Consider the following 24,084-nt stretch of genomic DNA (forward strand, 5'->3'; position numbering starts at 1 on the left):
GTGAACATGACTTGTTCGGGACATCTCATCCGGCATAAGACGCGGGTTATGGTGCGGCCGCTCGGTGCTGCGTACGCTGCTGAAATGCAGCTGGAGTTGAGGCATCTTGAGGCCGTCTGCCGGATAGCGGAAGCGGGCAGTCTGGGGCGTGCCGCAGGGCGGCTCGGGGTCTCGCAGCCGGCTCTCTCGGCGCAGCTCCGCCGGATCGAACGGGTCGCCGGCGGGGAGCTCTTCCTCCGCGGCCGGCACGGTGTGGAGCCCACCCCGCTGGGCGAGTTCGTGCTCTCCAAGGCCCGGCTCGTACTCGGCGAGATGGACGCCCTGTCCGCCGGGGCGCGGGCCGTCGCCCCGCACACCCCGCTGCGCCTCGGCTGCATCCTGCTCGTCCTCGTCGACGGACTGCTGGGGCAGTTGGAGCAGGTCATGGCGGGACAGGACATCGCGGTGACCGTGGAGCACTCGGCCACCACCCTGACCCGGCAGCTCGGCGCGGGACGGTACGACGCCGTGCTCTACGGGGAGGTCAACGACCACGAGGTGGCACTCCCGCAGGGCACCACGGCGAGGACCCTGGTCCCCAGGGAGCCGTTCTGCGTGCGGCTTTCGGCAGCGCACCCGCTGGCCGGCAAGGAGCGGATCGCGCTGGCCGAGCTGGCCGGGGAGTCCTGGATGACCCTCGTGGAGGACGACGACGGCGGCCCCGAGGCGCTGATCGCCGCCTGCGCGAAGGCCGGGTTCACGCCCTCGCTGCGGCACCGGGTGGCCGACCGGAAGATGCACTACGACCTGATCGCCTCGGGCCGGGCGATCTCGATGAGCCAGCCCACCGCCCCGCACGCGGAGGGCACCGTACTGCGCCCCCTGGAGGGCGACCCGGTCCTGGGACGCATCCGGCTCGCCTGGAACAGGGCGGCGGTGCCCGCCCGGCACGCGGAACTGCTGTACCGGGCGGCGGTCCGCGCGTATCTGGCGAACGTCGACAACAACGCCTTCTACCGGGCGTGGTGGGACGCGCGGCCGGAACTGCACCCGGTCCTCGACGTCCGGGACGACGGCGAGGACCGGGTGCCCTGCCGGGATCAGTCGTAGGAGAGGTCCCCGGCGGAGTAGCGGCAGCTGGTGCCGTCCGGCCCGGTGCCGATCTCCTTCGGCTCCTTACCGGTGTTGTTGCCGGTGAAGCGGGTGCACGGCTTGATCTTCTTCTTGGTGTCGCCGTGGATGCGGACGTTCCGCAGGCTGGCCGTGTCGCCGTAGTTGGCGTTGACGCCGACGATCGACTTGCCGGGCGTGGTGATGTCGACGTCGTTGATCAGGATCGTGCGGGTGTACTGCTTCTTGCAGTTGCCGCAGGAGCGGACCAGCTTGCCGAAGTCGGAGACCTGGAACTTCGACACGACCAGCTTGCCCGCGCCGTTGAACTGGAAGACCTTGTCGGACGCGCTCTTCGCACCGCCGCCGTGGACCGTGTACACGGCGGAGGCCGAGGTGCCCTTGAAGGTGGCGGCGTCCTCGCCGACGTTCTCCCACCAGACGTTCTGCAGGGTGCAGCTGCCGAGGCAGTGGACCCCGTCGGCGGCCGGGGAGCCGATGATCACGTTCTTGAGGACCGCGCCGTCCTTGAGGACGAAGAGGGGCTTCTGGCTCTCGTCCTGACCGTCCGAGCCGAGCTCACCTGTGCCGTAGAAGCGCTGGAGCTTGCCGTCGTAGGTGCCGGAGACCTCGATCGACGAAGGGACCGGCTTGCCGCCTTTCGCCTGGGGCCAGGCGGCCACCGCGCTCGCCGCGCCCGCGGGGGCGAGCAGGGTGGTGGTGACGACGGCCGCCCCGGTGATGCCGAGGGCGCTCAGGCCGCCGATGATCGCGCGCCGGCGGCCCGTCTTCCGCTTGTGTGACGTCATGGGTGCTTCTCTCTTCAGTGGGGGAGGTGGTGCACCTCCTGGTCGCCACCGGAGGAGAGAAGGTTGCCGCCGTCCCGGTCGTTTTCCCGGGAGTCCCCGTCCCGGTCGTCACCGGCCGTCTCGCCCCGCAGATCGCGGGCCATCAGGGTGGCGCCCGCGACGGCTCCCGGCATCAGGAAGACCGCGACGAACGGCACCAGGAACGCGAGGGTAAGCGGAACGCCGAAGCCGAGGACGGCCATCCTGCGCCCGCGGAGCAACGTCAGGCGCTCCTTGAGCTCGACACCCCGGCGCTGGAACGCCACGGCCGTCAGTTCCTCGGCGAGGAAGAACCCGGAGACGCAGAAACCGATCACCGGAACGACGGTCTGCCCGATCACCGGGATGAACCCGCAGGCGAAGAGGAGGATGCCGTAGAACGCGACCCGCAGCAGGACCCGCAGACTGTCCCGGGCCGAGATCCACAGCTCGCGCCAGAGCGGGAGCCCGGACTCGGGCACCTCGCCGCCCAGGCTGCGGTCGACCTCCTCGGAGAGCGACTCGTAGAAGGGCTGGCCGACGAGCAGGGTCACGGCGGTGAACGTGATCACCGCGAGGAAGAGCCCGAAGGCGAAGACCAGGGCCGTCAGAGTGCCGCGGAAGATCCCGAGCCAGGGAGAGGTCCAGTCGTCGGCGAACGGGGTCACCCAGGAGACCAGGTCGTCGGCGCCGTAACCGAGACCGACGAGAGCACCCGTGTAGAGCACCAGGGTCACGAGCCCGGGCAACAGCCCGAAACCGAACCACCGTCCGTGCAGGCCGACCCACTTCTGGCCCTGTACCAGGTACTTGAAACCCACCCCGAGATCGCGCATGGGGCCACTTTATCGGTGGCCCCCGGGTCACCTCGCGGGTGTCCCGCCCGAGGTGCGGAAGGAGTCCAGCGCCCGGTCGAGATGGGCGCGGGCCTCGGCAGCCCGCGCCACCGGGGCCGACGCCCACACGTCGTACAGGGTCCCGGCCTGCTCCCAGCAGAGGTCGACGGTGTGCCGGGGGCCCTCGGCGGCGGTGAAGCCGTTCCAGGTGAACTCCCAGCGCGCGGCGGGCAGTCCCTTGTGCCGGGTCTCCCCCACCGCGCCGTCGCGGTACCCCGGGTTGGTGCGCGGCCCGCTCGCGTCGGCGGTACGCATCGCCCCGATCGCCCCGCCGGAGGGGACCGCCCGGATCCTGATCCCGATCCAGACGGCTCCGTCCCCCGTCGTGTAGAAGATCCGCTCGCCGTCGGTCGACCGGGTCGCCCCGGCCGGCACGGCCAGGGCGAAGCCACGCTCGTCGGCGACGGCCGTGTAGCCGGCGGGCAGGGGCCCGAGGGCGGGCACGGTCGTACGGGTGGGATCGACGGGCCCCGCCTGCGCCGCGCGCTCGTCGCGGACGGCGAGCAGCACGGCGACGGTCACGGCGGCGACACAGCCGGCGACGACGGCCGCGACGAGGGGCAGCGCGAGGGCACCCCGACGGGCCCCGCGGGCGGGCGGCCCCGGGGCGCCGGAAGCACCGGCCGGGCCCGGGACCGCCGGGGTGTCGAGGCGGGGGGTGTCGAGGCGGGGGGTGTCGAGACCGGGGACGTCGAGGCGGGGGACGTCGAGGCGGGGGGTGTCGAGGCGCGGGGTGTCGAGGCGCGGGGTGTCGAGGCGCGGGGTGTCGAGCTCGGAGGCGTCGGTCCGGTGGGCCTCGATCGCGGAGGCGTCGCTCCGCGGGGTGTCGCTCCAGGAGGTGTCCGCCGGTGCGGCGCCGAGCCGGGGCGTGTCGTGCACCGGCGTCCCGGACGGCCCGCCCGCCACGGCCACCGGCACCGGCACCGGACCGGGGCCCACGGCCTTCCCCTCGGTCTCCCCGGCCAGGCACGCGGTGAGCAGCCGGCGGGCCCCCTCGGCGTCCAGCCGTCGCCCGGGGTCGCGGTCGAGCAGCCCGCGCACCACGGGCAGGAGGGGCCCGAGCCGCTCGGGCGGCCGGATCTCCCCGTACACGACCGCGTGGAGCACGGCGCCGATCGAGTCCCGGCGGAACGGTGAGACGCCCGTCGCCGCCGCGCACAGCAGGGCGCCGAGCGACCACAGGTCGGCGGCGGGTCCCGCGTGCTCGCCCCGCATGCGCTCCGGAGCGGTGTACTCGGGGGTGCCGACGAAGACTCCGGTGCCGCTGAGCGTGGTGGCGCCGGGGAGGCTGGCGATGCCGAAGTCGGTGAGGACCGCCCGGCCGGTGGCCTTCTCCAGGAGGACGTTGGCCGGTTTCACGTCGCGGTGCAGGACGCCGTGGGCGTGGGCGGCGGACAGCGCGTCGAGGAGGGCGAGGCCGAGGCGGGCGGTCTCCCGGGGGGACAGGGCGCCGTCGGGGGCGGCGAGACGGTCGGCGAGCGAACCGCCGTCGACCAGCTCCATCACCAGGGCGGGGCGGCCGTCGTGCTCGACGACGTCGTGGACGACGATCACATGGGGGTGCCGGACGCGGGCGACGACACGGGCCTCGCGGAGCGCGCCCGCGGGGTCGGCGTCCGTGTCGAGGATGAGGGTCTTGACCGCGACCGGGCGTCCGAGGAGTTCGTCGGTGGCCCGCCGGACGACTCCGGTCCCGCCCTTGCCGAGCCGCTCCCCCAGGCGGTAGCGACCGCCGATCAGCCCGTGGTCGGCACGCTCCGACCCGTCGTACGACGCCACTCGACTCCCCCTGTCCGCCGGACAGGGCCATGATGCCGCAGTGGCCCGGAAAGCCGCGAGGACCGCAGCCCCGGAGCGGGGATGCGGTCCTCGGGCGGAGCGGGTCGGCCGGGGCCCGACTCAGACGGCGAGCTCGACCGTGATGTTGCCGCGGGTCGCCTTGGAGTACGGGCAGACCTGGTGCGCCTTCTCGATCAGGCTCTTGGCGGTCTCGGCGTCCACGTTGGGGATGGTCGCCGAGATCTTGACGATGATGCCGAAGCCGTCGTCGTTCTTGCCGATGCCGACCTCGGCGGTGACGGTCGAGCCGGAGATGTCGGCGTTCTCGTTACGGGCGACGACGCCGAGCGCGCCCTGGAAGCAGGCGCTGTAGCCCGCCGCGAAGAGCTGCTCGGGGTTGGTGCCCGCGCCGGAGCCGCCCATGGCCTTGGGCGGGTTGACGACGACGTCGAGCTGACCGTCGTCGGTGGCGACACGGCCGTCACGCCCGTTCTCGGCGGTGGCGACGGCGGTGTAGAGGACGTCGGTGTGCTGGATCGACATGCGAGGTACTTCCTTCATGGGTTCGCCGCGACTCGCGCCCACGATCGCGACGGCTGAGGGAAGACTAACGGGTCACCGAGACGATCATCTTTCCGGTGTTGTCGCCGCGGAGCAGTCCGAGGAAGGCGTCGACGCCGTTCTCGATGCCCTCGACGAAGGTCTCGCGGTGCTTGAGCTCGCCGGACGCGAGCCAGCCGCCGACCTCCTCGACGAACTGCTGCTGCAGGCCGTAGTGGTCGCCGACGAGGACGCCCTGGAGACGCAGCCGCTTGCCGATGATCATCGCCATGTTGCGCGGGCCGGGGACCGGCTCGGTGTCGTTGTACTGGGCGATCATGCCGCAGATGGTGGCGCGGCCGTGCACGTTGAGCGAGGAGATCGCGGCTTCGAGGTGGTCCCCGCCGACGTTGTCGAAGTAGACGTCGATGCCGTCCGGGGCGGCCTCGCGGAGCTGGTCCTTGACCGGGCCGTTCTTGTAGTTGAAGGCGGCGTCGAAGCCGAGCTCCTCGACGAGGAACTTGACCTTCTCGTCGGAGCCGGCCGAGCCGATGACGCGGGAGGCGCCCTTGAGGCGGGCCATCTGGCCGACCTGGCTGCCGACGGCGCCGGCGGCGCCGGAGACGAAGACCGCGTCGCCCTCCTTGAAGGAGGCGACGTCGAAGAGACCCGCGTAGGCGGTGAGGCCGGTCATGCCGAGCACGCCGAGGTAGGCGGAGAGGGGGGCGAGCGCCGGGTCGACCTTGGTGGCGTGCTGGGCCGGGACGTCGGCGTACTCGCGCCAGCCCAGGCCGTGCAGGACGTGGTCGCCGACGGCGAAGCCCTCGGCGTTGGAGGCGACGACCTCGCCGACCGCGCCGCCGTCCATGGGGTGGCCGAGCTTGAACGGCGGGATGTAGGACTTCACGTCGTTCATGCGGCCGCGCATGTACGGGTCCACGGAGAAGTGCAGGTTGCGGACGAGGATGCGGCCCTCGGCCGGCTCGGTGACCGGAGTCTCGACGAGGGCGAAGTCCGCGGGGGTGGGCCAGCCGTGCGGACGGGCGACAAGGTGCCACTCACGGCTGGACGCGGGAAGAACGGACATGAGCACGGCCTCCAGGAAACTTTGGATCGCAAAAGGTTCAGCTACTGAAACAACCATGCGCCTGGATATTTCATGTTGTCAAGTATCTGGGTAGGATGGAGGGCATGGCCACCTCACGCACGGACCCCCTGACCCTCGAAGTCGTCGAGCTGATCGGCACGGTCGTGGCGCGCTACTACGAGGAGTACGAGCAGGCGGCCGCGCAGCACGCGCTGACCGGCGCCCAGGCCCGCGTCCTCGGCCTGCTCTCGCTGGAGCCGCTGCCGATGCGGCACATCGCCCAGAAGCTGAAGTGCGAGCCGTCCAACATCACCGGCATCGTCGACCGCCTGGAGGCCCGCGGCCTGGTGGAACGCCGCCCGGACCCGGCGGACCGCCGCGTGAAACTGGCGGCCCCGACGGAAGCGGGCCGCACGACGGCCCGCCACCTCCGCGACTCCCTGGACTTCGCCCGCGAACCCCTCGGAGAACTGACGGAGGCGGAGCGGACGCTGCTGCGGGATCTGTTGCGGCGGATGCTGGGGGTGTAGGCGGGCGGGGGCGGGGCCAGGCCCTCACCCGGCGGCGACGGCCATGGCCGCGCAGGCCACCGCACCGAGTGCGCAGGCGTCCGCGATCCAGGCCGTGGTGTAGCGCCTGACCACGGAAGGGGCTCCACCCTGTCGCGACGGCCGCCGCATGCGCGCACGAATCCGGTCGGCCGCCCGATCCGCGGTACCCACGAAGGAATCGACCAGGGAACCGCCGAAGGCGATGGACCCGATCTCTCCGCCGTCCACGGTGACGAGCGTCAGGCCGCCGTCCGACTCGACGCTCCTGAGCGCGCGCAGGGGGACGACATGCGTCACCAGTGGGTTGACGATCAGGACGTCCGGGTCGACGAGATATATGCGTGAACCCATGAAACGCCTGACGACAGCGACAGCGACAAGACAGACCGTCATCACCCCGAAGGCGTCCCTGTCGGACCGGCCGTTCATCCCGGCACCGATCTTGACCGTCAACGCCACCAGCACCAACGTGAAGAACCACGAAATGAGCGGAAACGAACGCCGCTGCAACTTCTCCGCACGCGCTTTCAAAGGTCGCTCTCCGCATTCACTCGCGCCCGGCACGGCCAACCGGCGGCGCATCACGATGCGCCGCCGGCCGAACCTGTCGGAACCGACTAGCAAGCCCCGGCCGCTGCACCCAGGCTCAGGTTCCCCGCACTGCAGAATCCAACGTTGAATCCCGCGTTCACGCTCATATTGCCGTAGGTCTCACCCCAGTTGACGGCCCCCCTCGGGTTGGGGACCGTCGTCCACGACTTCGGGCTTCCACCCACGCCACGGACCCCGGGCACCTTGGTGCGGATGGCCGTCGGAACCCTGCTGATCGGCGAGGCTCCGTACGCCTTGCCCCAGGTGGCCGCTCCGCCCACAGAGCGGCCGAATGCCGCCGCGGCGCCTCCACCGACGGCGACCCAGGCCAGATCCTTGCCAAGGCCGGACCAGTCCGCCTCTCCGGTCATGCCGTAGTTCACTGCGAACTTGGTGGCAGCGATGCCGGCACCCACCGCGATGCATGCTCCGGCCGAGAGAACCACGCACGCACCGAACCCGACGATCGTCAGACCGGTCTGAATCTCGTCCCAGTGGTCACTGGTCCATTGTTTGCCGTTGTCCCAGGCAGCGCCGAAATTACCCTTCTTGATGTTGCCCCAGATTCCATCCTTCTTCCGACGCTCCGCGTCGGCCTTGGCCTGGCGTTCCGCCGCGCGCTTCGCCGCCTGGGCCTTTGCCGCCGCGACCGCCTTCGCGTCGTAGTGGTAGACCTTGTAGTGCGACGGGTTCGCTCGGTACGACTTGTACCTGCGCTGGGATTCGGCGTCCTTGCGGGGGGTCTGGTGCCAGATCCACTGCCCGCTCTTGTAGGTGTAGCCCACCGACATGCCGCGGTCGTTGCCCCAGCGGGTGTCGTTGTACGAGGCTCCGCCGGCCGGGCCGTCGGGGCGGAGGCCCGTCGGGTCCGACTTGGTCAGCGGGTTGTTGTGGCCGTAGGCGTAGGCGTTCATCTGGGCCGGGTCGCCGAAGTCGATGACCGGGTCGACCGAGAGGAAGCGGCCCGTGCCCGGGTCGTACTCGCGGGCTCCCAGATGCGTCAGGCCGGTCGGGTCGTTGGTGCCGCCGACGAAGCCGCGGGTGCCGAAGGTTCCCGACTGGGCCGTGCGCAGTGCGCCGAAGGGCAGCTGCTTGCGGTGGGTGACGGCCAGGGTGGCGGTGTCGATGGCGGTCATGGCCGTGCCCTGGTGGTCGCCGACCAGGTAGGAGACGGTCGCGCCGGTACGGACCGCGACGGTCTCGCCGCCGTGGGTGTAGTAGCGGGTCGCGGTCTTGGTGCCGGTCGCCGCCCGCTTGAGTTCGTCACCGTTCGGCAGCGACAGCACGGTGCTGCCGTCCGCGTTCCGGGTGACGAGCCGGTCGCCGTCGGCGTCGTACAGGTAGCTGGTGGTCTTGGTCCCCTCGGTGAGGGTGGCCAGGTGTCCCTCGGCGTCCCAGGTCAGGTCCTGCACCTTGGTGCCGATGGTGCGGTTGGTGGTGTTGCCGGTGGCGTCGTACTGGAAGGTGCTGACCCGGCCGTTGTCCGGACCGCCGGTGACGGTGGCCTGCTGGACGGCGTGCGGCCGGTCGGCCTTGGCCGCCGGGTGGGTGAAGTCGGTCGTCGCCCCGGCGAGCTTGTCGCTCTGTCCGGTGCGGTTGCCGAGCTTGTCGTAGCCGTAGGTGAGCCAGTACGCGTCCGGGCCGCCGACGCCGGTCGGGGTCGGTGCCGTGGCGCAGTCGGTCTTCGCCGTCCACGCCTCGGTCAGCCGGCCGAGGGCGTCGTTGGTGAAGCACTGGCGGTCGGTGGACGCGGTGGCGTCCTGGCCGGTGGTGCTGGTGATCCCGGTGACGTTGCCGGCCGCGTCGTAGGCGTAGAGCGAGCGGTCGACGCGCCTCGGGGCCAGCACCCGGTCGGTGGTCCGCTCGAGGAGCCGGCCGGTGTGCTCGTCGTACGCCTGCGTCCGGAAGACCTTCTTGTCGAGGTCGTGGCCGAACTCGGTGCCGACGGGGCGTCCGTAGACGTCGTACTGGACGTTGGCGACGAGTACGACTCCCGCCCGCGTGGTGCGGAACGGCTGGTCGTCGCTGTTGTACTCGGTGACGACCCGCTCGGAGGGGATGTCCCCGACCGCCGGGTTGAGCGTCCACTGCAGTGCGCCGGTCTCCGCGCTGTAGCCGTACGACCAGGTGTAGGTGCCTTCGAGTCCGCTCACCGCGGTCGGCACGGTCAAGCTGGTGGACGTCGGCTGGTAGCGGTCGTCGAATCCGCCGTTCGCCATGGTGTACGCGACGGTGCCGTCGTAGCGGGTGCTGCTGGTGAGCTGCCCCTTGGCGAGGGTGTCGTAGGTCCACTTGGAGAGGGTCGTGGCGCCGTTCTTGACCTCGGTCTTGCGGCCGAGCTTGTCGTAGAGGGTCGTCAGGGTGACGTTCCTGGCGTCCTTGCCGGTGACGACCTGTCCGTTGGCGTCGTAGGTGAGGACGGTCTTCCCCTTGTCGGGGTCGTCGACCTCGGTCTTCTGGCCCCGGTTGTCGTACGTGTAGGTCCAGACGTTGCCCGCCGGGTCGGTGACCGTCGTGGGCTCGTCGAACTTGCCGTAGGTGTACGTCGTCGACTGGGGCTGGGTCTTCCCGGCGCCGGCGTACTGGATGAGCTCGGTGGTGCGTCCGGCGGCGTCGGTCACGGTGGTGGTGGCGGTGCCGCCCTTGGGCGGGGTCACGGTGACCCGGTCGCCGCCGTAGGCCGTGACGGTCCGCCACTTCTCGTCGCCGCGGAACAGCGACACGGCGTCGGTGACCCGGCCCAGGCCGTCGTAGAGGTTCTCGGTGGCGTTGTCGACCTGGTGGATCTCCTTCGCCGTGTAGAGCGTCGCGGACGGGGCGACGTCCGCGTAGTACGGCGCGAAGCTCTTCCAGACCCAGCCCCGCGAGTCGTAACGGGTCTCCGTCATGATCGTGTGCTGGGTGCCGCCGGCCGGGGCCTGCGCCTGGCGCTCGCGCAGCAGACCGTCGTACAGGGCGTACGTGGTCCGGTAGGTGCCGTCCTGCTTGAGGGTCTTGGTGGTGACCGCGTTGGCCTGGGTCGCGGAGATCTTGTACGCGTACTCCGCGGACGGCTGGGTGGCGTGGTCGGCCTTCGTCCAGCCGGGCTGCCACACCTTGAGCACGCGGCCGAGTCCGTCGTGGACCGCGTCCGTGCGCTTGCCGTTGGCGTCGACGGACGCGACGACGACACCGCGCACCGGGTCGTAGGTCGTGACCGCCGCGTGCCCGAGGGGGTTGGTCACCGTCATCGAGGTGGGGATGCCGGTGGTCGGGCTGTAGGCGGTGGTGGTGGTCTGCGCGAGCGCGTCGGTGTCGGTGAGCTCGCGTCCGTGCTGGTCGTAGCTGTGCTTCGCCGTGGTGACGTAGCCGGTGCCCGCCGCGTCCTGCTCGTCGATCCGGGTGACATCACCCTTGACCGGCGCGGTGGTGAGGGCGGTGGCCCCGTCGTAGTAGCGGCGCTCCACGGAGATCAGGTCGTCGGGCAGGCCGGGCGCCGTGCCGCAGGGCTTGGCCACGGTCCTGACCTCGGAGGGCAGCCCCAGGAGGGCACCGGAGGCGTAGGTGGTGGTGGTGCACTCCTCGTCGCCGCTGACGGCCGTGTCGCCGAGCCGGGACTCGGTGAGGACATGGCCGTTCGCGTCGAAGCTCCGGTGCGTCTCGGTGGTGCGCCAGCCCTGGCCGACGGCGGTGCGGGCCTTCTCCTTCTGACCGCCGGTGATGTACGCGTGGCGGTCGGGAAGGCCTTCGCCGCGGTCCTCCGTCGCGGTCGCCGACGACACCCACGGGGTGAAGCTGCTGGTGGACTCCAGGCGGCCGCCGTCACCGTTGTACGTGGCCTCCTCGCGGGTCATGCCGGCGAAGGCCTCGTGGTCGGTCACCGCGATGCCTTCGCTGTCCTTCACGGCGGCGCCGGGGATGCCGCGGAAGTAGCGGTACTCCTTGAGGGTGCGCGGGAAGGGGGACGCGCCGGTCCGCACCTGGACGAGACCGAAGCCCTTGCGGTCGCCGTAGGTGAGGTGCTTGGCGGTGGTGAACTCGTCGTCCTTGGCCTTGGCCCAGGCCATGCCCTCGGGGTAGGAGTACTCGGTGCGCTTCGCGGCCGCCCCGCCGGTGTTGTCGTTCTCGACGATCAGGTTGACGGCGTAGGCGTGGAACCAGTCGAGGTAGGGCTCGTAGTCCGCGGCCGGGGCGTCCGGCGGGGACCACTTGACCGGGTAGCAGCGCCGGTTGTTGGACGTCGGGGAGGGAACGCTCGTGGCCGAGCAGTCCGTCGGCGTGTAGCCGACGCCGATGGTGCCGCCCGTCTCGGTGTTGACGGCGGAGACCCTCAGGCGCCACATGGCCGGGACCGGGTCGGGCTCGCCGCCCGTGGTCGCGCCTTCGACGCGGTTGGGCATCGCGACGCTGTTGAAGGTCACCGGGGGCAGCTTGACGAGGCCCGTGCCGGTGTGACCGCTGCGGGTGATCGACTTGAGCCAGAGCGGCCGCGAGGTGGAGCTGTCGCCCGTCACCGGGAAGTCGTGGTCGAGGGCCCAGCTGTCGACGGGCTTCCAGGCACCGGCGGACCAGACGGAGGTGGCGATCGTGGAGAGCTTCATCCGGGTCCAGAAGGACGGCGAGTAGCGGTCCTTGCACTCGGTCCCGGAGGCGCAGTACTGGTCGAAGGGGACGTCCGGCCAGTTCTTCGCGTTGGTCTTGTCGAAGGTCGTGCAGCCGGTGAGGCAGCGCTCGGTGTTGGTGAACTCGACCTTCGCGGCCGGCTGACCGTAGGGGTTGGAGTCCCGCAGGCCGTACTCGATGCGCTTGAGGTAGCCGCTCCGGTCGTACGGGGTCGCGGTGGAGGCGCCGGTGTCGGGGTTGACGTTGCGGCCGTAGGAGTTGGCCTCCTCGCCCCAGTAGTACGTCATGGCGTCGCCGTGCGGGTCGACGACCAGGTCGAGATTCCAGCGCCAGGCCTGCTGGCACCAGGCGTCCTTGAACGCGGCGTTGTAGCAGGGCTCGCCCGTGTGGTTGCCGAAGACGGGGACCGTCCAGGTCGAACGGGTCTCCGTCTTTCCGGTGGCCCACCCCTCCATCCGGTTGGCGCCGAAGTAGTACTGGGTGCCGTCCGGCGTCGTCACCTTCCAGTACTCACCGTTGTCGTCGCCGTTGTTGTCGCCGTAGTTGTCGGCGGCCGACGACGTGGCCTTGACGATCTTGGTGCCGTCGTCGGTCTCCAGGTTCCACGTGCTCGACGCGGTGTCCCAGATCAGCTGGTTGGTGCGGCCGCCGAGGTTGAGGACCGCGTTGTCCTTCTTCCAGCAGAGGTCGCCGACCTTGGCGGTGGTGTTGTTGCTGTTCGCCTTGTCTTCCGTACAGGGGATGTACTGCCGCTCGATGTAGCCGGGCTCCATGGACCAGCCGTCACCGATGCCGCCCGGCTGGTTGTTCGTGGCGGCCGTCCGGCCGTCGACGGACTGCGAGCCGTAGCCCACCTTGAGCTCCGGGCTCACGTCGCCCGGGACGTCCGGGACGTCGATGCCGTAGTTCCAGGAGAAACCACCGTTGGCGCCGCCGGCCGACCAGGACGCGGACGCGGCGAGCGAGGTGGCCTTGAAGTCGCCGGTCGAGCCGGACGCCGCGGCGGTGGCCGCGAGTACGGTGGCCTCTCCGGCCGCCGCGGACAGCGTCACCGGGGCGGTGAGCTTCCCCGCCTCGACGTCGTTGACCGTCTCCAGTTCCCTGCCCACGCCGCAGCCCTTGGCCTCGGGCGTGGTCAGCGCACAGGCGGGCAGCGTCCTCAGCCGCAGCCTGGAGGCCCAGTCGCCGCCGTAGGCATCGCGGAACGCGTCGTAGTCCAGCTCGACGCGTACCTCACCGGTCGCCTTCTGCAGGGGCTGCACGGAGAGCACGACCCCTTCGACGCCGAGGCGCCGCGCCGTGTCCCGGCCGAGCACGTTCACGCGCGTCCGCTCGGCGGCCTTCGCGTTCTGCTTCCAGACCCGGACACCGGAGACCGCCGGGTCGGCGAGCGGTGACAGGACGGCGTTCTTCCCGGCCCGCGGGATCGCGACGGACGCCCTGCCGAGGCTCTGGTCGGCCGATGCCTGGGCCGGCCAGTTCACGCGCGGCGTCCGCCACTGCGTGGTCTCCGCCGCCTTCTGACGGGCACTCCGCTGCTTGGGAGCGACCGGCTCGACCTGTACGGGATCGATCCTCTCCGGGCCTTCGGGCCGCCATTCGGCGACGGCCGCCGCCACCGGCCCCCCCAGCAGACCTGCGGAGAGGAACCCCGCGGTCAGTGCGGCGACTGTCTTGGCCCGTCTTCTGCCTATGAGGGTTCTGCTCTTCTCGAGCCCACTCACGTGTACTTCTCCCCACCCCTATGGACAAATGTGTCACATACACATCACTAACCGACGGAAAGTAACAAGGGGATCGATCAAGGTTGATCAGAAGGAAAGAAATGATCGCTCAGTCAGTCAAGTCGCTTGCGCCATGTCCGACATGGGTGGCACCGAGCGGAGAAATCCCTGGCGGAATTCGAGGGAGACGGGCCAATTCAAGCCAACCAAATGTCGACTCGAACATAAACCCGCATGTTGACCGAGAAACGATCTAGTGTGCGTGGCGACCGAATCCTGGGAGGGGAAATCATGGGGAATCGGAACACCCGAAAGAGATCCGGAAGATCCGCGGCCGCCGTCGTGGCCGTCACCACGGCCGCCGTTCTCGGCACCGCGCTCACACCGCAGGCACAGGCCGGTGCCGCCACCGCGGCTGCGGCGACGGCATCGGCAACCGCAGCCAACGCAAGCGCCTCACCTGCACCGACGCCACAGGAGAGCGCGAGCAGCAAGGCCAAGGAGACCGGCAGCCGCGTCGAGGTTCTGGCCGATCGCACCGAGACGTCACAGCTCTTCGCCAACCCGTCGGGCAGCTTCACGCAAGAGCAGTACGCGATGCCCCGGTGGACGCGGCAGGACAACAAGCTCGTCTCCATCGACACGGAGCTCGCGCCGACCGCGGACGGGCGGGTGAGCCCGAAGGCCACCTCTGTCGGCATTTCGTTCTCCGCGGGCGGCACAGGACCCGCCGTCAGCATCATGCGAGACGGCCGAAAGCTTTCGCTCAGTTGGCCGACTCCGCTGCCGAAGCCGCGGACCGAAGGCGACACCGCGACATACCCGGAGGTACTGCCGGGAGTCGACCTGAAGCTGCGCGCGGGCAATGTCGGATTCAGTCAGCTGCTCGTCGTCAAGACGCCGGAGGCCGCCGCGAACCCGGCCCTCAAGAGCATCCGGTTCTCCATGGCCACGGCCGGCCTGAAGGTCTCCGCCGACACGCACGGCAACCTGACCGCCGTCGACGCGGCCGGCCAGGAGGTCTTCACCGCTCCGACCCCCCGCATGTGGGACAGCTCCACCGCGGCCGGGGCGGGCAGGGCCTCGCTCGCCGCCGCCGGAGGAACCCCGCCGCCGACCGACTCGTTCGAGCCCGGCCCCGGCGCGAAGGCGGCCGACCTGGGCCTGTCCCTCGGCAAGAGCTCCCTCACCCTCGCCCCCGACCAGCCGCTGCTCACCGGCGACAACACCACCTACCCGGTGTTCATCGACCCGACCTTCGCCGCCCCCGGCGCGCGTGAGGCATGGGCCATCGCCTACAAGGCCACGCCGAACACCGCGTACTACAACGGTGCCGGCTGGCACAACGCGGACGGAAGCGTCGGCACCAACCAGGCGCGCGTGGGCTACGAGAACGTCACCAACGGTCTCGGCCGATCCTTCTTCCGCATGGATTCCAACAACCTCTGGAACACCAAGAAGAAGATCAAGAGCTCGACCTTCCGGATCAAGAACGTCTGGTCCTACTCCTGCACCGACAAGAGGGTCGAAGTCTGGCTCACCGGCGGCATCTCGTCGTCCACCACCTGGAGCAGCCAGGACAACAGCTCCATGTGGGCACGGCAGCTGGACTACAAGGACGAGTCGCTCGGCTGGGGCCCCGACTGCCCCGGGGGCAACATCGCCTTCGACGTCACCTCCGCGGCGAACGACGCGGTGACGAAGAAGTGGAACAACATCACCCTCGGGCTCCGCGCCGCGTCCGAGACCGACACCTACGCGTGGAAGAAGTTCGACGCGGGGACGGCCGTGCTCTCCACGGAGTACAACACCTACCCCAACCCGCCCACCGGCCTCGACACGACCCCGGACACGAACACCGACGGCTGCCTGGGCGGCCCCTACATCCTGCGGACCATCGGCAACACCGACCTCACCCTCGCGGGCACCTTCTCCGACCCCGACGGCGGCACGGTCAAGGCGCGGTTCACCCTCTGGCCCACCGGCTACGGCGGCCCCTCCAACGAGGTCAACCAGGTGGTGGAGGTCCCCACGGGCAAGGGCGCGAAGCTCCCCATCCTCAAGACGAAGCTCAAGCAGCTCCTGACCGACGCCGGGGTCACCGGCACCGGCACCTTCTCCTGGCACGCGCGGGCGGAGGACGGCGAACTCACCAGCGCCTGGAGCCCCGTCTGCCGCTTCAACTTCGACGCCACCCGCCCCAGCTCCCCGCCGAGCGTGGCCTCCGGTCAGTTCCCCGACGGCTCCGACGGCTGGCCCGAGACCACCGGGACGGCCCGCTCCGAGGGAACGTTCCGGGTGACGAACAAGGCCCCCGAACCGGCCGCCGCCTTCGAGTACTGGACCGACTGGGACCCGACGATCCGCAAGGTCGAACTCGGCTTCCTCGGCGGCGCCCTGGCCGATCTCAAACTCACTCCCCCCAGCACGGGCAGGCACGCCCTGAGCGTCCGGGCCGTCGACCTGGGCGGCAACATCTCGGACACCACCCGCTACTGGTTCTACGCCAACGGCCCCAAGACCCGCGACAAGGACGGCGACCTCAACGGCGACGGCATCGCCGACTTCTACGGCGTCCGCACCGACGGTGAACTGTGGTTCTACGGCGGCAACGGCTCCGGCACCGCGGCACCCGCCGTCCTGGCCTCCGACCAGGACTTCGGCGGAGCCTCCATCACCCGCCGCGGCGACTGGACCCAGGACGGTTACGAGGATCTCGTCGCGCTCGACTCCGCGAGCGACGGCAAGGCACTGACGATCCACCCCAACAACGGCTTCGGCCACGCGTGCTCCGCGCGCAACGAGCAGGCCGACGGCGTGTCCAAGGCCTGCCAGTACGACAAGATCCGGCTCAAGCTGTTCATCGACGACAACAACCACTGGAGGAACGCCTCCGAGATCCTCGCGATCGGAGACGTGGACGGCCCGCTGGACACCAACGCCGACGGCGTGATCGACGTCCCGAGCCACCCCGACCTCCTGGTCAAGGACGGCCAGCAGCTCTGGCTCTACTTCGGCTCGGCCGACCACTACCTGGACAACCGGCAGCCCGTCCTCGTCGGCACCGGCGGCTGGGCCGGCTTCTCGCTCGCCGCTCCCGGCGACCGTGACAAGGACGGCGACGTCGACCTGATCGCCCGGAACGGCACCACGGGCGAGCTCCGCTTCTACCCGGGCGCCGGGAAGGACGGCATCGGCCTCGGCAACGGCGCCACGTCCTCGGTCATCGGCACGAGCTGGACCCCGGCCAACCGGCCGCTGTTCACGGCGGTGCCCGACGCCAACGGGGACGGCACCGCGGACATCTGGTCCACCACCGGTGAAGGCACGCTGTTCTTCTACCCGAACGCCCTGGGCTCGGGACGCATGGTGGGCACCGGCGGCTGGGACGGGTTCCAGGACCTGAGCTAGCACGCCCCCTCACGGACGACGCGTCCCCGGCATCCATGGATGCCGGGGACGCGTCGTCTTCCGTCCTGCCTAGACGCACCACCAGAGGAAGCGTGTGCAGGTCGGGCTCGGGGTCGGGGTGGGGGTCGGCGTGGGGGGTGTCGTCGAGGGTGCGGGGCCGCTCGGGGTCGCCGTCGGGGAACCCGTCGGGTCGCCGTTCGTGGCCGACGGCGTCACCGTGGGCGTCGGGGGCCGGGTCGTCGGGGCGTCGGGGGTGGGCGACCCCTGCGGGGCGTCCCCGTTCCCCTCTCCCGTACCCGAACCCGTGCCGCTGCCCGTACCCGGGCCCAGGCTCTTACCGGGACCCGAGCCCGCTCCCGCGCCCGACCCCGTTCCCACGTCCCTGCCCTGGCCCGTGTCCGCGCTCACCTGCCGCTGGCGGGTCGGGGTTGCCGAGACCGGGGACGGCCCGGTGCCGTCCGGGAGGGCGGTGCTCTCCAGCGGCTCCGGGGCCAGTGGGGACTCCGTGACCTCCTGATCCTCCACCGCCGAGGCGGCGCCCAGGGTCTCCGGCTCCTCCAGGGCCAGCCGGGCCAGGCTCAGCGTCCCGGCCGCGAGCACCAGGCCGAGCGTTCCCACCAGGACCGTGCGGCCCCGGCGGCCGCGTGCGCGCCGTCCCTGACGCGCGGCGGAGCGGCCCCGTTCCGAGCGGCCCTGAGCGGCGGAGCGGGCGGCGCGGCGGCCGCCGGTGGCCGGGCGCGGCGGCTCCAGGACGTCCAGTTCGTAGACGTGCTCGGGCACGAGGTCATCGGGCCCGGCCGAATCGGATCCGGCGGAGTCCGACCCGAGGCGTTCGGGTCCGACGGGACCGTGCGACTGCCGGTCCGGGTGGGACGGCGTGCTCGCGTACACCTGCGGGCCCGGGTACGACGCCTGGTTCGCGTACGGCGGCTGGTTCGCGTACGGCGGCTCGCCGGCGTACACCTGCGGGTCCGGGTACGACGGCCGGGCCGCGTACGCCTGCGGGTCCGGGTACGACGGCTGGACCGGCCGGACCTGCTGGACGGGTATGTGGGGGGTCTCGTACCGCAGTTCCTCGACGGGAGTCCCGCACCCGGCACAGGCGAGGGCCCCGTTGAGATGCCGCCGGCACGCGTGGCAGTAGTCCATGGGGCCCGCAGGCTATGCGGCCCGGGACGGTCGCAGGTAGGCGCGGACGTGAGGATTCTGTGAGGAAACCGCAGGTCGGCGGCGGTGCGTCGTGATTCTCCCGCTTCGGTACGTCCTGCCGCGCCCCTCGGAGCGGGCCCCGGGCGGCTCAGCCCAGCGCGCGCCGCGCCCCGGACGGTCGGACGATGCGAGGAGGACCGCGAATCGCGAACCGCCTCGCCCGTGCCAGCACCGCACTCCGGAGGATCCGCCGTGACCGTCAGCCTTGAGCAGCTGCGTCGTTGCCATGTCGCCGTCGACCTGGGTGCCGCCCGCACCCGGGTCTTCGTCAAGGGCGCCGGACTCGTCGTCGACGAGCCGAGCGTCGCCGCCGTCAACACCCGTACCGGAGCGCTGATCGCCGTCGGCGCGCTGGCGGAGAAGATGACCGGCCGCACCCCCGACTACATCCGGGTCGTCCGCCCCGTCTCGGGCGGCACGGTCGTCGACATCGACATGGCGCAGCGGATGCTCCGTCATCTCCTCGGCGAGAAGCTGCGCCGGCAGCTCCGCCGCAAGCCCCGGCTGCGGGCCGCCGCCTGCACCCCGCACGACAGCGACCCGCTCGCGCAGCGGGCCGCCGTGGAGACCCTCGTCGGTCTCGGGGCCCGCCGGGTCGAGCTGGTCGACACGCTGATCGCGGCCGCCGTCGGCTGCGGGCTGCCGGTGGAGCAGCCCACCGCGACCATGATCCTGGTGTGCGGGGCCGCGACCACGCAGGTCGCGGTGCTCTCGCTCGGTTCGATCGTCACGGCGGAGCGGATGCCGGTCGGTGGCGACGCCATCGACCACGCGGTCATCCAGCATCTGCGCCACCACCACGAGCTGATGCTGCCGAGCCAGTCGGTGCGCCCGCTGCAACTGGCCCTCAGCGGCAACGGTCTGACCCCGCACGGACCGGCCTGGACCGAGATCCACGGCCGTGATGTCGCCACCGGACTCGCCCGCTCGGTGACCGTCGACACGGCCGCCGTGCGGGAGGCGATCCACACCCCGCTGACGGCGGTCCTGGACGGCATCGGGAAGGTGCTGCGGGACTGCCCGCCGGATCTGGTGGCCGACCTCGCCGACCGCGGGATCATGATGGTGGGCGGCAGCGCCCTGCTGCCGGGGCTCGACCAGATGCTGCGCGAGGCGACCGGCATGCCGGTCCACATCGCCGAACGGCCGGACGTGTGCGCGGTGCTGGGCCTCGGCGCGATGCTGGAGGGCAAGGTCCAGCCGATGATCCTCGACCCGCTCGCCGAGCGGAACCCGTTCGCCGACGAGGACTGACGTCTCTTCACGTGCTCCCGCGCGCGCTCCTCGGGACGCACACGGGGGGACACAAGGCGACGAAACCCCATCATTCGTACGACAATGAGACCATGACGATCATGGAAGAGAGTACGGACGAGGGCGTACCCCGCCTGCCCATGCTGCTCGAAGCGGTCCTCAGCGTCGGCACGGACCTCGAACTCCGCACCACTCTCCAGCACATCGTGGACTCCGCCACCGAGCTGACCGGGGCCCGCTACGGCGCGCTCGGGGTCGTCGACCCCGAGCGCCGCCGCATCACCGAACTCTTCACCTCCGGCATGACGGACGAGGAGCGGCGGCGCGCCGGCCGGCTCCCCGACGGCCACGCCGGGCTGCTCGGCGTCCTCGTCCAGGACCCGCAGCCGCTGCGCGTCGACGACCTGGGGGCCGACCCCCGCTCCTCCGGCGTGCCCGAGGGGCACCCCGAGATGCGGACCTTCCTCGGCGTCCCGATCAGGGTCCACACCGAGGTGTTCGGCAATCTGTACCTCGCCGAGAAGCGCCGCGGCGGCTTCACCGAGGAGGACCTCTCCCTGCTGCGGGTGCTCGCCTCGCAGGCCGGGATCGCCATCGGCAACGCCCGTCTGTACGAGACGGCCCGGCAGCGGGAGCGCTGGATCGAGGGCGCGGCCGCGGTGACCACGGCGCTGCTCACCGGCGCGTCCGCCGAGAACGCCCTGACGACCGTCGCCGAGCGGGCCCGTGTCCTCGCCGGCGCCTCGGCCGGTGTGGTCCTCCAGCCCACCGCGGAGGGCGGGATGGAGATCGTCGCCGCGTCGACCACGGACGACCCGGGCGACCTGGTGGGGACGACGATCGCGCCGGGATCCCCCGTCCTCGTCCAGCTGCTCGGCGGCGAGCCCGTGTTCGTCGAGGACTCGGCGACCGATCCGCGGATGACCACCCATGTACGGTCCCGTTTCGGCCCGTCGATGATGCTGCCGCTGCAGAGCGGCGGGAAGCTCATCGGCACCCTCGCCCTCCCCCGGCGGCGCGGCGACCAGCCGTACTCGGCGGTGGACCGGCTCCTCGCCTCGCAGTTCGCCTCGCAGGCGGCGCTCGCGCTGGTCCTGGCGGGCGCGCGGCACGACAGGGAGCGGCTCGCGGTGTACGAGGACCGGGACCGGATCGCGCGGGATCTGCACGACCTGGTCGTCCAGCGCCTGTTCGCCACGGAGATGATGCTGGAGTCCACCCGTCGGCGGGCGGCCGGGTCCTCCGAGGAGAACGCGCTGCTGGGGCGGGCGGTGGACGAGCTGGACTCCACGATCCAGGAGGTCCGTACGACCATCTTCGCGCTCCAGCAGCCCCCTGCCGACGCGCCGACCTCGTTCCGGGGGAAGGTGCTGCGGGAGACCGGAGGGGCGGCCGTCCTGCTGGGCTTCCAGCCGTCCGTGCACTTCTCCGGCGCCGTCGACACCCTCATCGACGAGGAGACGGCGGGGAAGCTCCTCGCCGTGCTGCGCGGGGCGCTCGCGGCGGCGCACCGGCGGTCCGGGATCGGCGCGATCACGGTCGAGGTGTCGGCCGGGGACAGGGGCGCCCTGCTCCGGGTCACGGACGACGGCACGCCGCCGGCGACGGTGACCTGGCCGTGAGCGCAGGTCGGCGGCGGGCACCCGGACGGAGCAGTCCCGCGCGCCGCGCCCCCCGCCCCGATCTTGACTGGAGACGTGGACACCGAGACCAAGCCCCCGACAGCGGCGGCCTACCGCAACCTGGTGACGGCCACCATCGGCTTCACGCTCACCTTCTGGGCATGGGACCTGATCGCGCCCCTCGCCAGCTGGTACGGAGACCGCCTCGAACTCAGCTCCTTCGAGCAGTCGCTGCTCGTGGCGGTCCCCGTCCTGGTGGGCTCGCTCGGCCGCATCCCGGCCGGCGCGCTGACCGACCGGTACGGCGCGAAGCTGATGTTCCCGCTGGTCTCGGCGCTGACGATCATTCCGGTGCTGCTGCTCATCGTGGTGAAGGACAGCTACGGCCTGATGCTGATCGTCGCCTTCCTCCTCGGTCTCGGCGGCACGACCTTCGCCATCGGCATCCCGCTGGTCAACTCCTGGTTCCCGCCCGCGAAGCGCGGTCTGGCGCTCGGTGTGTTCGGCATGGGCATGGGCGGCGTGGCGCTCTCCGGGTACTTCACCCCGCGCATCGCGAAGCACGGCGAGAACCTGCCGTTCCTCGTGGTGGCGATCGCGCTCGCCGTGTACGCGGTGCTCGCCACGTTCCTGATCACCGACCGGCCCGACCGGCCCGTGCCCACCGCCTCCCTGGCGACCCGGCTCGGTGCGGCGGGCCGGCTGCGGGTGACCTGGGAGCTGTCGGCGCTGTACGCGATCGGCTTCGGCGGCATCGTCGCGTTCGGCGTCTACCTGCCCACGTATCTGAAGACCTGGTACGAGCTCGACCCGACGGACGCGGGCACCAAGGCCGCCGGATTCGCCCTGGTCACCGTCGTCTTCCGGCCGATCGGAGGCTGGCTCTCGGACCGGATCCACCCGGCGCTCGTCACGGCGGCGGCGCTCGGCGTGGTCGCCCTGTTCGCGATCGTCCAGGCCTTCGATCCGCCGCTGAACCCGGGCGGCACGATCGCGCTGCTCGTCATGGCGGCCGGGCTCGGCACCGCGAGCGGTTCCGTCTTCGCCCTGGTCTCCCAGGTCACCCCGCAGGCCAAGGTCGGCAGCGTGACCGGCATCGTCGGCGCGATGGGCGGGCTCGGCGGCTTCCTTCCGCCGCTGGTGATGGGCGCGATCTACAGCGCCAAGGACTCGTACTCGATCGGCTTCATGCTCCTCTCCGACCTGGCGCTCGCGGGCTGTGTGTACGCGTGGGGGCGGATGCGCGGAATCCGGCCGGAGAGCGAGGGCCCGACGCCGGAGCCGTCGAAGGTCACGGCCGCCCGCCCCTGACGGGGCCCCGCGTGTCCGCGACGGGGTGGGCGGCGGTGGCGCGAACGGGGAGGCCGGCGGTGGCGCGGCGGCACAATGCGGGGTGGTAGACCCCCGACCCCGAGGAGTACCACCGGTGCCCGTGCTCTTTCCCGCAATGATCGGTCCTTCCGACCGTCCCGCCCTCCGCTGCGGCCCCCACGCCCTCACCTACGACCGGCTGGCACGGGCCGCCGGAGCCCTGGCCGGGCGGGTCGGGGGCGCCGGTCGGGTCGCCGTCTGGGCCACCCCGACCGCGCACACGGCCGTCGCGGTGGTCGGGGCGCTGCTGGCGGGCGTGCCCGCCGTACCGCTCAATCCGCGGACCGGGGAGCGCGAGCTGGCGCACATCCTCGACGACAGCAAGCCCACCGCGGTGCTCGCGGGCCCCGAGGACGTCCTGCCCGCCGGGCTCTCGGGGCTCACCCGGATCGATGTGGACCTCGCCGCGACCGGCCCGGCGGTGACGGAGTCCGCCGACGCCGAGTCCCCCGCCCTGATCGTCTACACCTCCGGCACCACGGGTCCGCCGAAGGGCGTGCTGCTGTCCCGGCGGGCGATCGCCGCCTCGCTCGACGCGCTCGCCGGGGCCTGGTCGTGGACGTCGGACGACGTCCTCGTACACGCGCTGCCGCTGTTCCATGTGCACGGGCTGATCCTCGGTGTCCTGGGGCCGCTGCGGCGGGGCGGCGAGGTCCGGCACCTGGGCGCGTTCTCGGTGGAGGGCGTGGCGCGGGAGCTGGGCGGCGGCGGCACGATGCTGTTCGGCGTACCGACCATGTACCACCGGCTCGCGGACGCGCTCGCCGAGGACGCCGACCTGGCCGGGGCGTTGGCCGGGGCCCGGCTTCTCGTGTCGGGTTCGGCGGCGCTGCCGGTCCACGACCACGAGCGGATCGCGGCGGCGACGGGCCGGACGGTCGTCGAGCGGTACGGGATGACGGAGACGCTCATGAACACCAGCGTCCTGCCGGGCGGCGCACCGCGCCCCGGGACCGTCGGTCCGCCGCTCGCGGGCGTGGACCTGCGGCTGGTCGACGAGGACGGCTCGGTCCTGGAGGAGCTCGACGGGGAGACGGTCGGCGAGGTGCAGGTGCGCGGCCCGAATCTGTTCTCCGGCTACCTGAACCGGCCCGACGCGACGGCGGAGGCCTTCGACGGCGACTGGTTCCGCACCGGCGACATGGCGGTCAGGGAGGCGGACGGCGCGGTGCGGCTGGTGGGCCGGAAGGCGACCGATCTGATCAAGAGCGGCGGCTACAAGATCGGCGCGGGCGAGATCGAGAACGCTCTCCTCGACCATCCCGGGGTGCGGGAGGCGGCCGTCACCGGAGAGCCCGACCCGGACCTCGGCGAGCGGATCGTGGCCTGGGTGGTTCCGGAGGACGCTTCGAGGCCTCCGACGGCGGAGGAGCTGGCCGGCCATGTGGCGGGCCAGCTCGCCCCGCACAAGCGGCCCCGGGTGGTCCGCCTTCTCGACGCGCTCCCCCGCAACGACATGGGCAAGGTCCTCAAGAAGGCGCTGCCGGCGGGAGGCTGAGCGAACGGGGCCGGGCCCCCTCCCGCGAGTAGC

15 protein-coding genes are annotated in these 24,084 nt (G+C 71.4%); 7 read left to right on the top strand and 8 right to left on the bottom strand.

Going from position 1 to position 24,084, the window contains the following annotated elements; genetic code table 11:
• Nucleotides 1-84 precede the first annotated feature (84 nt).
• The gene (locus tag IE311_RS00480) at nucleotides 85-1,089 is read left to right on the top strand and encodes a LysR family transcriptional regulator (protein WP_189829477.1); all 1,005 of its coding nucleotides are present in this window, start codon (nucleotides 85-87) and stop codon (nucleotides 1,087-1,089) included.
• On the opposite strand, the gene IE311_RS00485 is transcribed toward IE311_RS00480, so the two are convergent.
• From IE311_RS00485 to IE311_RS00505, 5 genes are all read right to left on the bottom strand, one after another.
• Nucleotides 1,080-1,898 (bottom strand): pectate lyase, encoded by an 819-nt coding sequence (locus IE311_RS00485; RefSeq protein ID WP_189829478.1) that lies wholly within the window; start codon nucleotides 1,896-1,898, stop codon nucleotides 1,080-1,082. The genes IE311_RS00480 and IE311_RS00485 overlap by 10 nt on opposite strands.
• A gap of 14 nt (nucleotides 1,899-1,912) precedes the next feature.
• A complete protein-coding gene (locus IE311_RS00490) occupies nucleotides 1,913-2,752 on the bottom strand; it encodes an EI24 domain-containing protein (RefSeq protein ID WP_189829479.1) in 840 nt (279 codons plus the stop codon).
• Between the two features lie 27 nt (nucleotides 2,753-2,779).
• On the bottom strand, nucleotides 2,780-4,591 hold the full coding sequence (locus tag IE311_RS37030) for a serine/threonine-protein kinase (protein ID WP_189829480.1): 1,812 nt from the start codon (nucleotides 4,589-4,591) through the stop codon (nucleotides 2,780-2,782).
• A gap of 120 nt (nucleotides 4,592-4,711) precedes the next feature.
• Entirely contained in the window at nucleotides 4,712-5,134 is a 423-nt protein-coding gene (locus IE311_RS00500) for an organic hydroperoxide resistance protein (RefSeq protein WP_189829481.1), read from the bottom strand.
• Between the two features lie 64 nt (nucleotides 5,135-5,198).
• Nucleotides 5,199-6,218 carry an NADP-dependent oxidoreductase gene (locus IE311_RS00505; RefSeq protein WP_189829482.1) on the bottom strand — a complete coding sequence of 340 codons (1,020 nt, stop codon included), beginning with the start codon at nucleotides 6,216-6,218 and terminating at the stop codon, nucleotides 5,199-5,201.
• Nucleotides 6,219-6,322: 104 nt separating this feature from the next.
• Between IE311_RS00505 and IE311_RS00510 the strand changes: the two genes are divergently transcribed.
• Nucleotides 6,323-6,748 (top strand): MarR family winged helix-turn-helix transcriptional regulator, encoded by a 426-nt coding sequence (locus IE311_RS00510; protein ID WP_189829483.1) that lies wholly within the window; start codon nucleotides 6,323-6,325, stop codon nucleotides 6,746-6,748.
• Between the two features lie 24 nt (nucleotides 6,749-6,772).
• On the opposite strand, the gene IE311_RS00515 is transcribed toward IE311_RS00510, so the two are convergent.
• Together IE311_RS00515 and IE311_RS00520 are read right to left on the bottom strand one after the other, a co-directional pair.
• Nucleotides 6,773-7,300, bottom strand: a complete 528-nt coding sequence (locus IE311_RS00515) for a hypothetical protein (protein ID WP_189829484.1) — start codon at nucleotides 7,298-7,300, stop codon at nucleotides 6,773-6,775.
• 86 nt (nucleotides 7,301-7,386) lie between these two features.
• On the bottom strand, nucleotides 7,387-13,686 hold the full coding sequence (locus IE311_RS00520) for an RHS repeat domain-containing protein (protein ID WP_229901647.1): 6,300 nt from the start codon (nucleotides 13,684-13,686) through the stop codon (nucleotides 7,387-7,389).
• Between the two features lie 342 nt (nucleotides 13,687-14,028).
• Between IE311_RS00520 and IE311_RS00525 the strand changes: the two genes are divergently transcribed.
• Nucleotides 14,029-17,097 carry an FG-GAP repeat domain-containing protein gene (locus IE311_RS00525; protein ID WP_229901648.1) on the top strand — a complete coding sequence of 1,023 codons (3,069 nt, stop codon included), beginning with the start codon at nucleotides 14,029-14,031 and terminating at the stop codon, nucleotides 17,095-17,097.
• 69 nt (nucleotides 17,098-17,166) lie between these two features.
• On the opposite strand, the gene IE311_RS00530 is transcribed toward IE311_RS00525, so the two are convergent.
• On the bottom strand, nucleotides 17,167-18,246 hold the full coding sequence (locus IE311_RS00530; protein ID WP_189829947.1) for an SCO2400 family protein: 1,080 nt from the start codon (nucleotides 18,244-18,246) through the stop codon (nucleotides 17,167-17,169).
• A 252-nt stretch (nucleotides 18,247-18,498) separates the two neighbouring features.
• On the opposite strand from IE311_RS00530, the gene mreB reads away from it, so the two are divergent.
• The 4 genes from mreB (at nucleotide 18,499) to IE311_RS00550 (ending at nucleotide 24,051) form a co-directional block, all read left to right on the top strand.
• On the top strand, nucleotides 18,499-19,560 hold the full coding sequence (gene mreB / locus IE311_RS00535; RefSeq protein ID WP_189829486.1) for a rod shape-determining protein: 1,062 nt from the start codon (nucleotides 18,499-18,501) through the stop codon (nucleotides 19,558-19,560).
• A gap of 92 nt (nucleotides 19,561-19,652) precedes the next feature.
• Nucleotides 19,653-21,182 (top strand): GAF domain-containing sensor histidine kinase, encoded by a 1,530-nt coding sequence (locus tag IE311_RS00540; protein ID WP_189829487.1) that lies wholly within the window; start codon nucleotides 19,653-19,655, stop codon nucleotides 21,180-21,182.
• A gap of 75 nt (nucleotides 21,183-21,257) precedes the next feature.
• Nucleotides 21,258-22,493, top strand: a complete 1,236-nt coding sequence (locus IE311_RS00545) for an MFS transporter (RefSeq protein WP_189829488.1) — start codon at nucleotides 21,258-21,260, stop codon at nucleotides 22,491-22,493.
• 136 nt (nucleotides 22,494-22,629) lie between these two features.
• Nucleotides 22,630-24,051 carry an acyl-CoA synthetase gene (locus tag IE311_RS00550; protein WP_373313733.1) on the top strand — a complete coding sequence of 474 codons (1,422 nt, stop codon included), beginning with the start codon at nucleotides 22,630-22,632 and terminating at the stop codon, nucleotides 24,049-24,051.
• The last annotated feature ends 33 nt before the right edge of the window (nucleotides 24,052-24,084 follow it).

Origin of the sequence: Streptomyces zaomyceticus, from assembly GCF_014656215.1 — a bacterium.
In the GTDB taxonomy this organism is placed as follows: domain Bacteria; phylum Actinomycetota; class Actinomycetes; order Streptomycetales; family Streptomycetaceae; genus Streptomyces; species Streptomyces zaomyceticus.

What these genes read in the sequence shown, in the direction of transcription:
- IE311_RS00480 (WP_189829477.1), top strand. Translation starts at nt 85, where the DNA reads ATGCAGCTGGAGTTGAGGCATCTTGAGGCCGTCTGCCGGATAGCGGAA.
- IE311_RS00485 (WP_189829478.1), bottom strand. Translation starts at nt 1,898, where the DNA reads ATGACGTCACACAAGCGGAAGACGGGCCGCCGGCGCGCGATCATCGGC.
- IE311_RS00490 (WP_189829479.1), bottom strand. Translation starts at nt 2,752, where the DNA reads ATGCGCGATCTCGGGGTGGGTTTCAAGTACCTGGTACAGGGCCAGAAG.
- IE311_RS00500 (WP_189829481.1), bottom strand. Translation starts at nt 5,134, where the DNA reads ATGTCGATCCAGCACACCGACGTCCTCTACACCGCCGTCGCCACCGCC.
- IE311_RS00505 (WP_189829482.1), bottom strand. Translation starts at nt 6,218, where the DNA reads ATGTCCGTTCTTCCCGCGTCCAGCCGTGAGTGGCACCTTGTCGCCCGT.
- IE311_RS00510 (WP_189829483.1), top strand. Translation starts at nt 6,323, where the DNA reads ATGGCCACCTCACGCACGGACCCCCTGACCCTCGAAGTCGTCGAGCTG.
- IE311_RS00530 (WP_189829947.1), bottom strand. Translation starts at nt 18,246, where the DNA reads ATGGACTACTGCCACGCGTGCCGGCGGCATCTCAACGGGGCCCTCGCC.
- IE311_RS00540 (WP_189829487.1), top strand. Translation starts at nt 19,653, where the DNA reads ATGACGATCATGGAAGAGAGTACGGACGAGGGCGTACCCCGCCTGCCC.
- IE311_RS00550 (WP_373313733.1), top strand. Translation starts at nt 22,630, where the DNA reads ATGATCGGTCCTTCCGACCGTCCCGCCCTCCGCTGCGGCCCCCACGCC.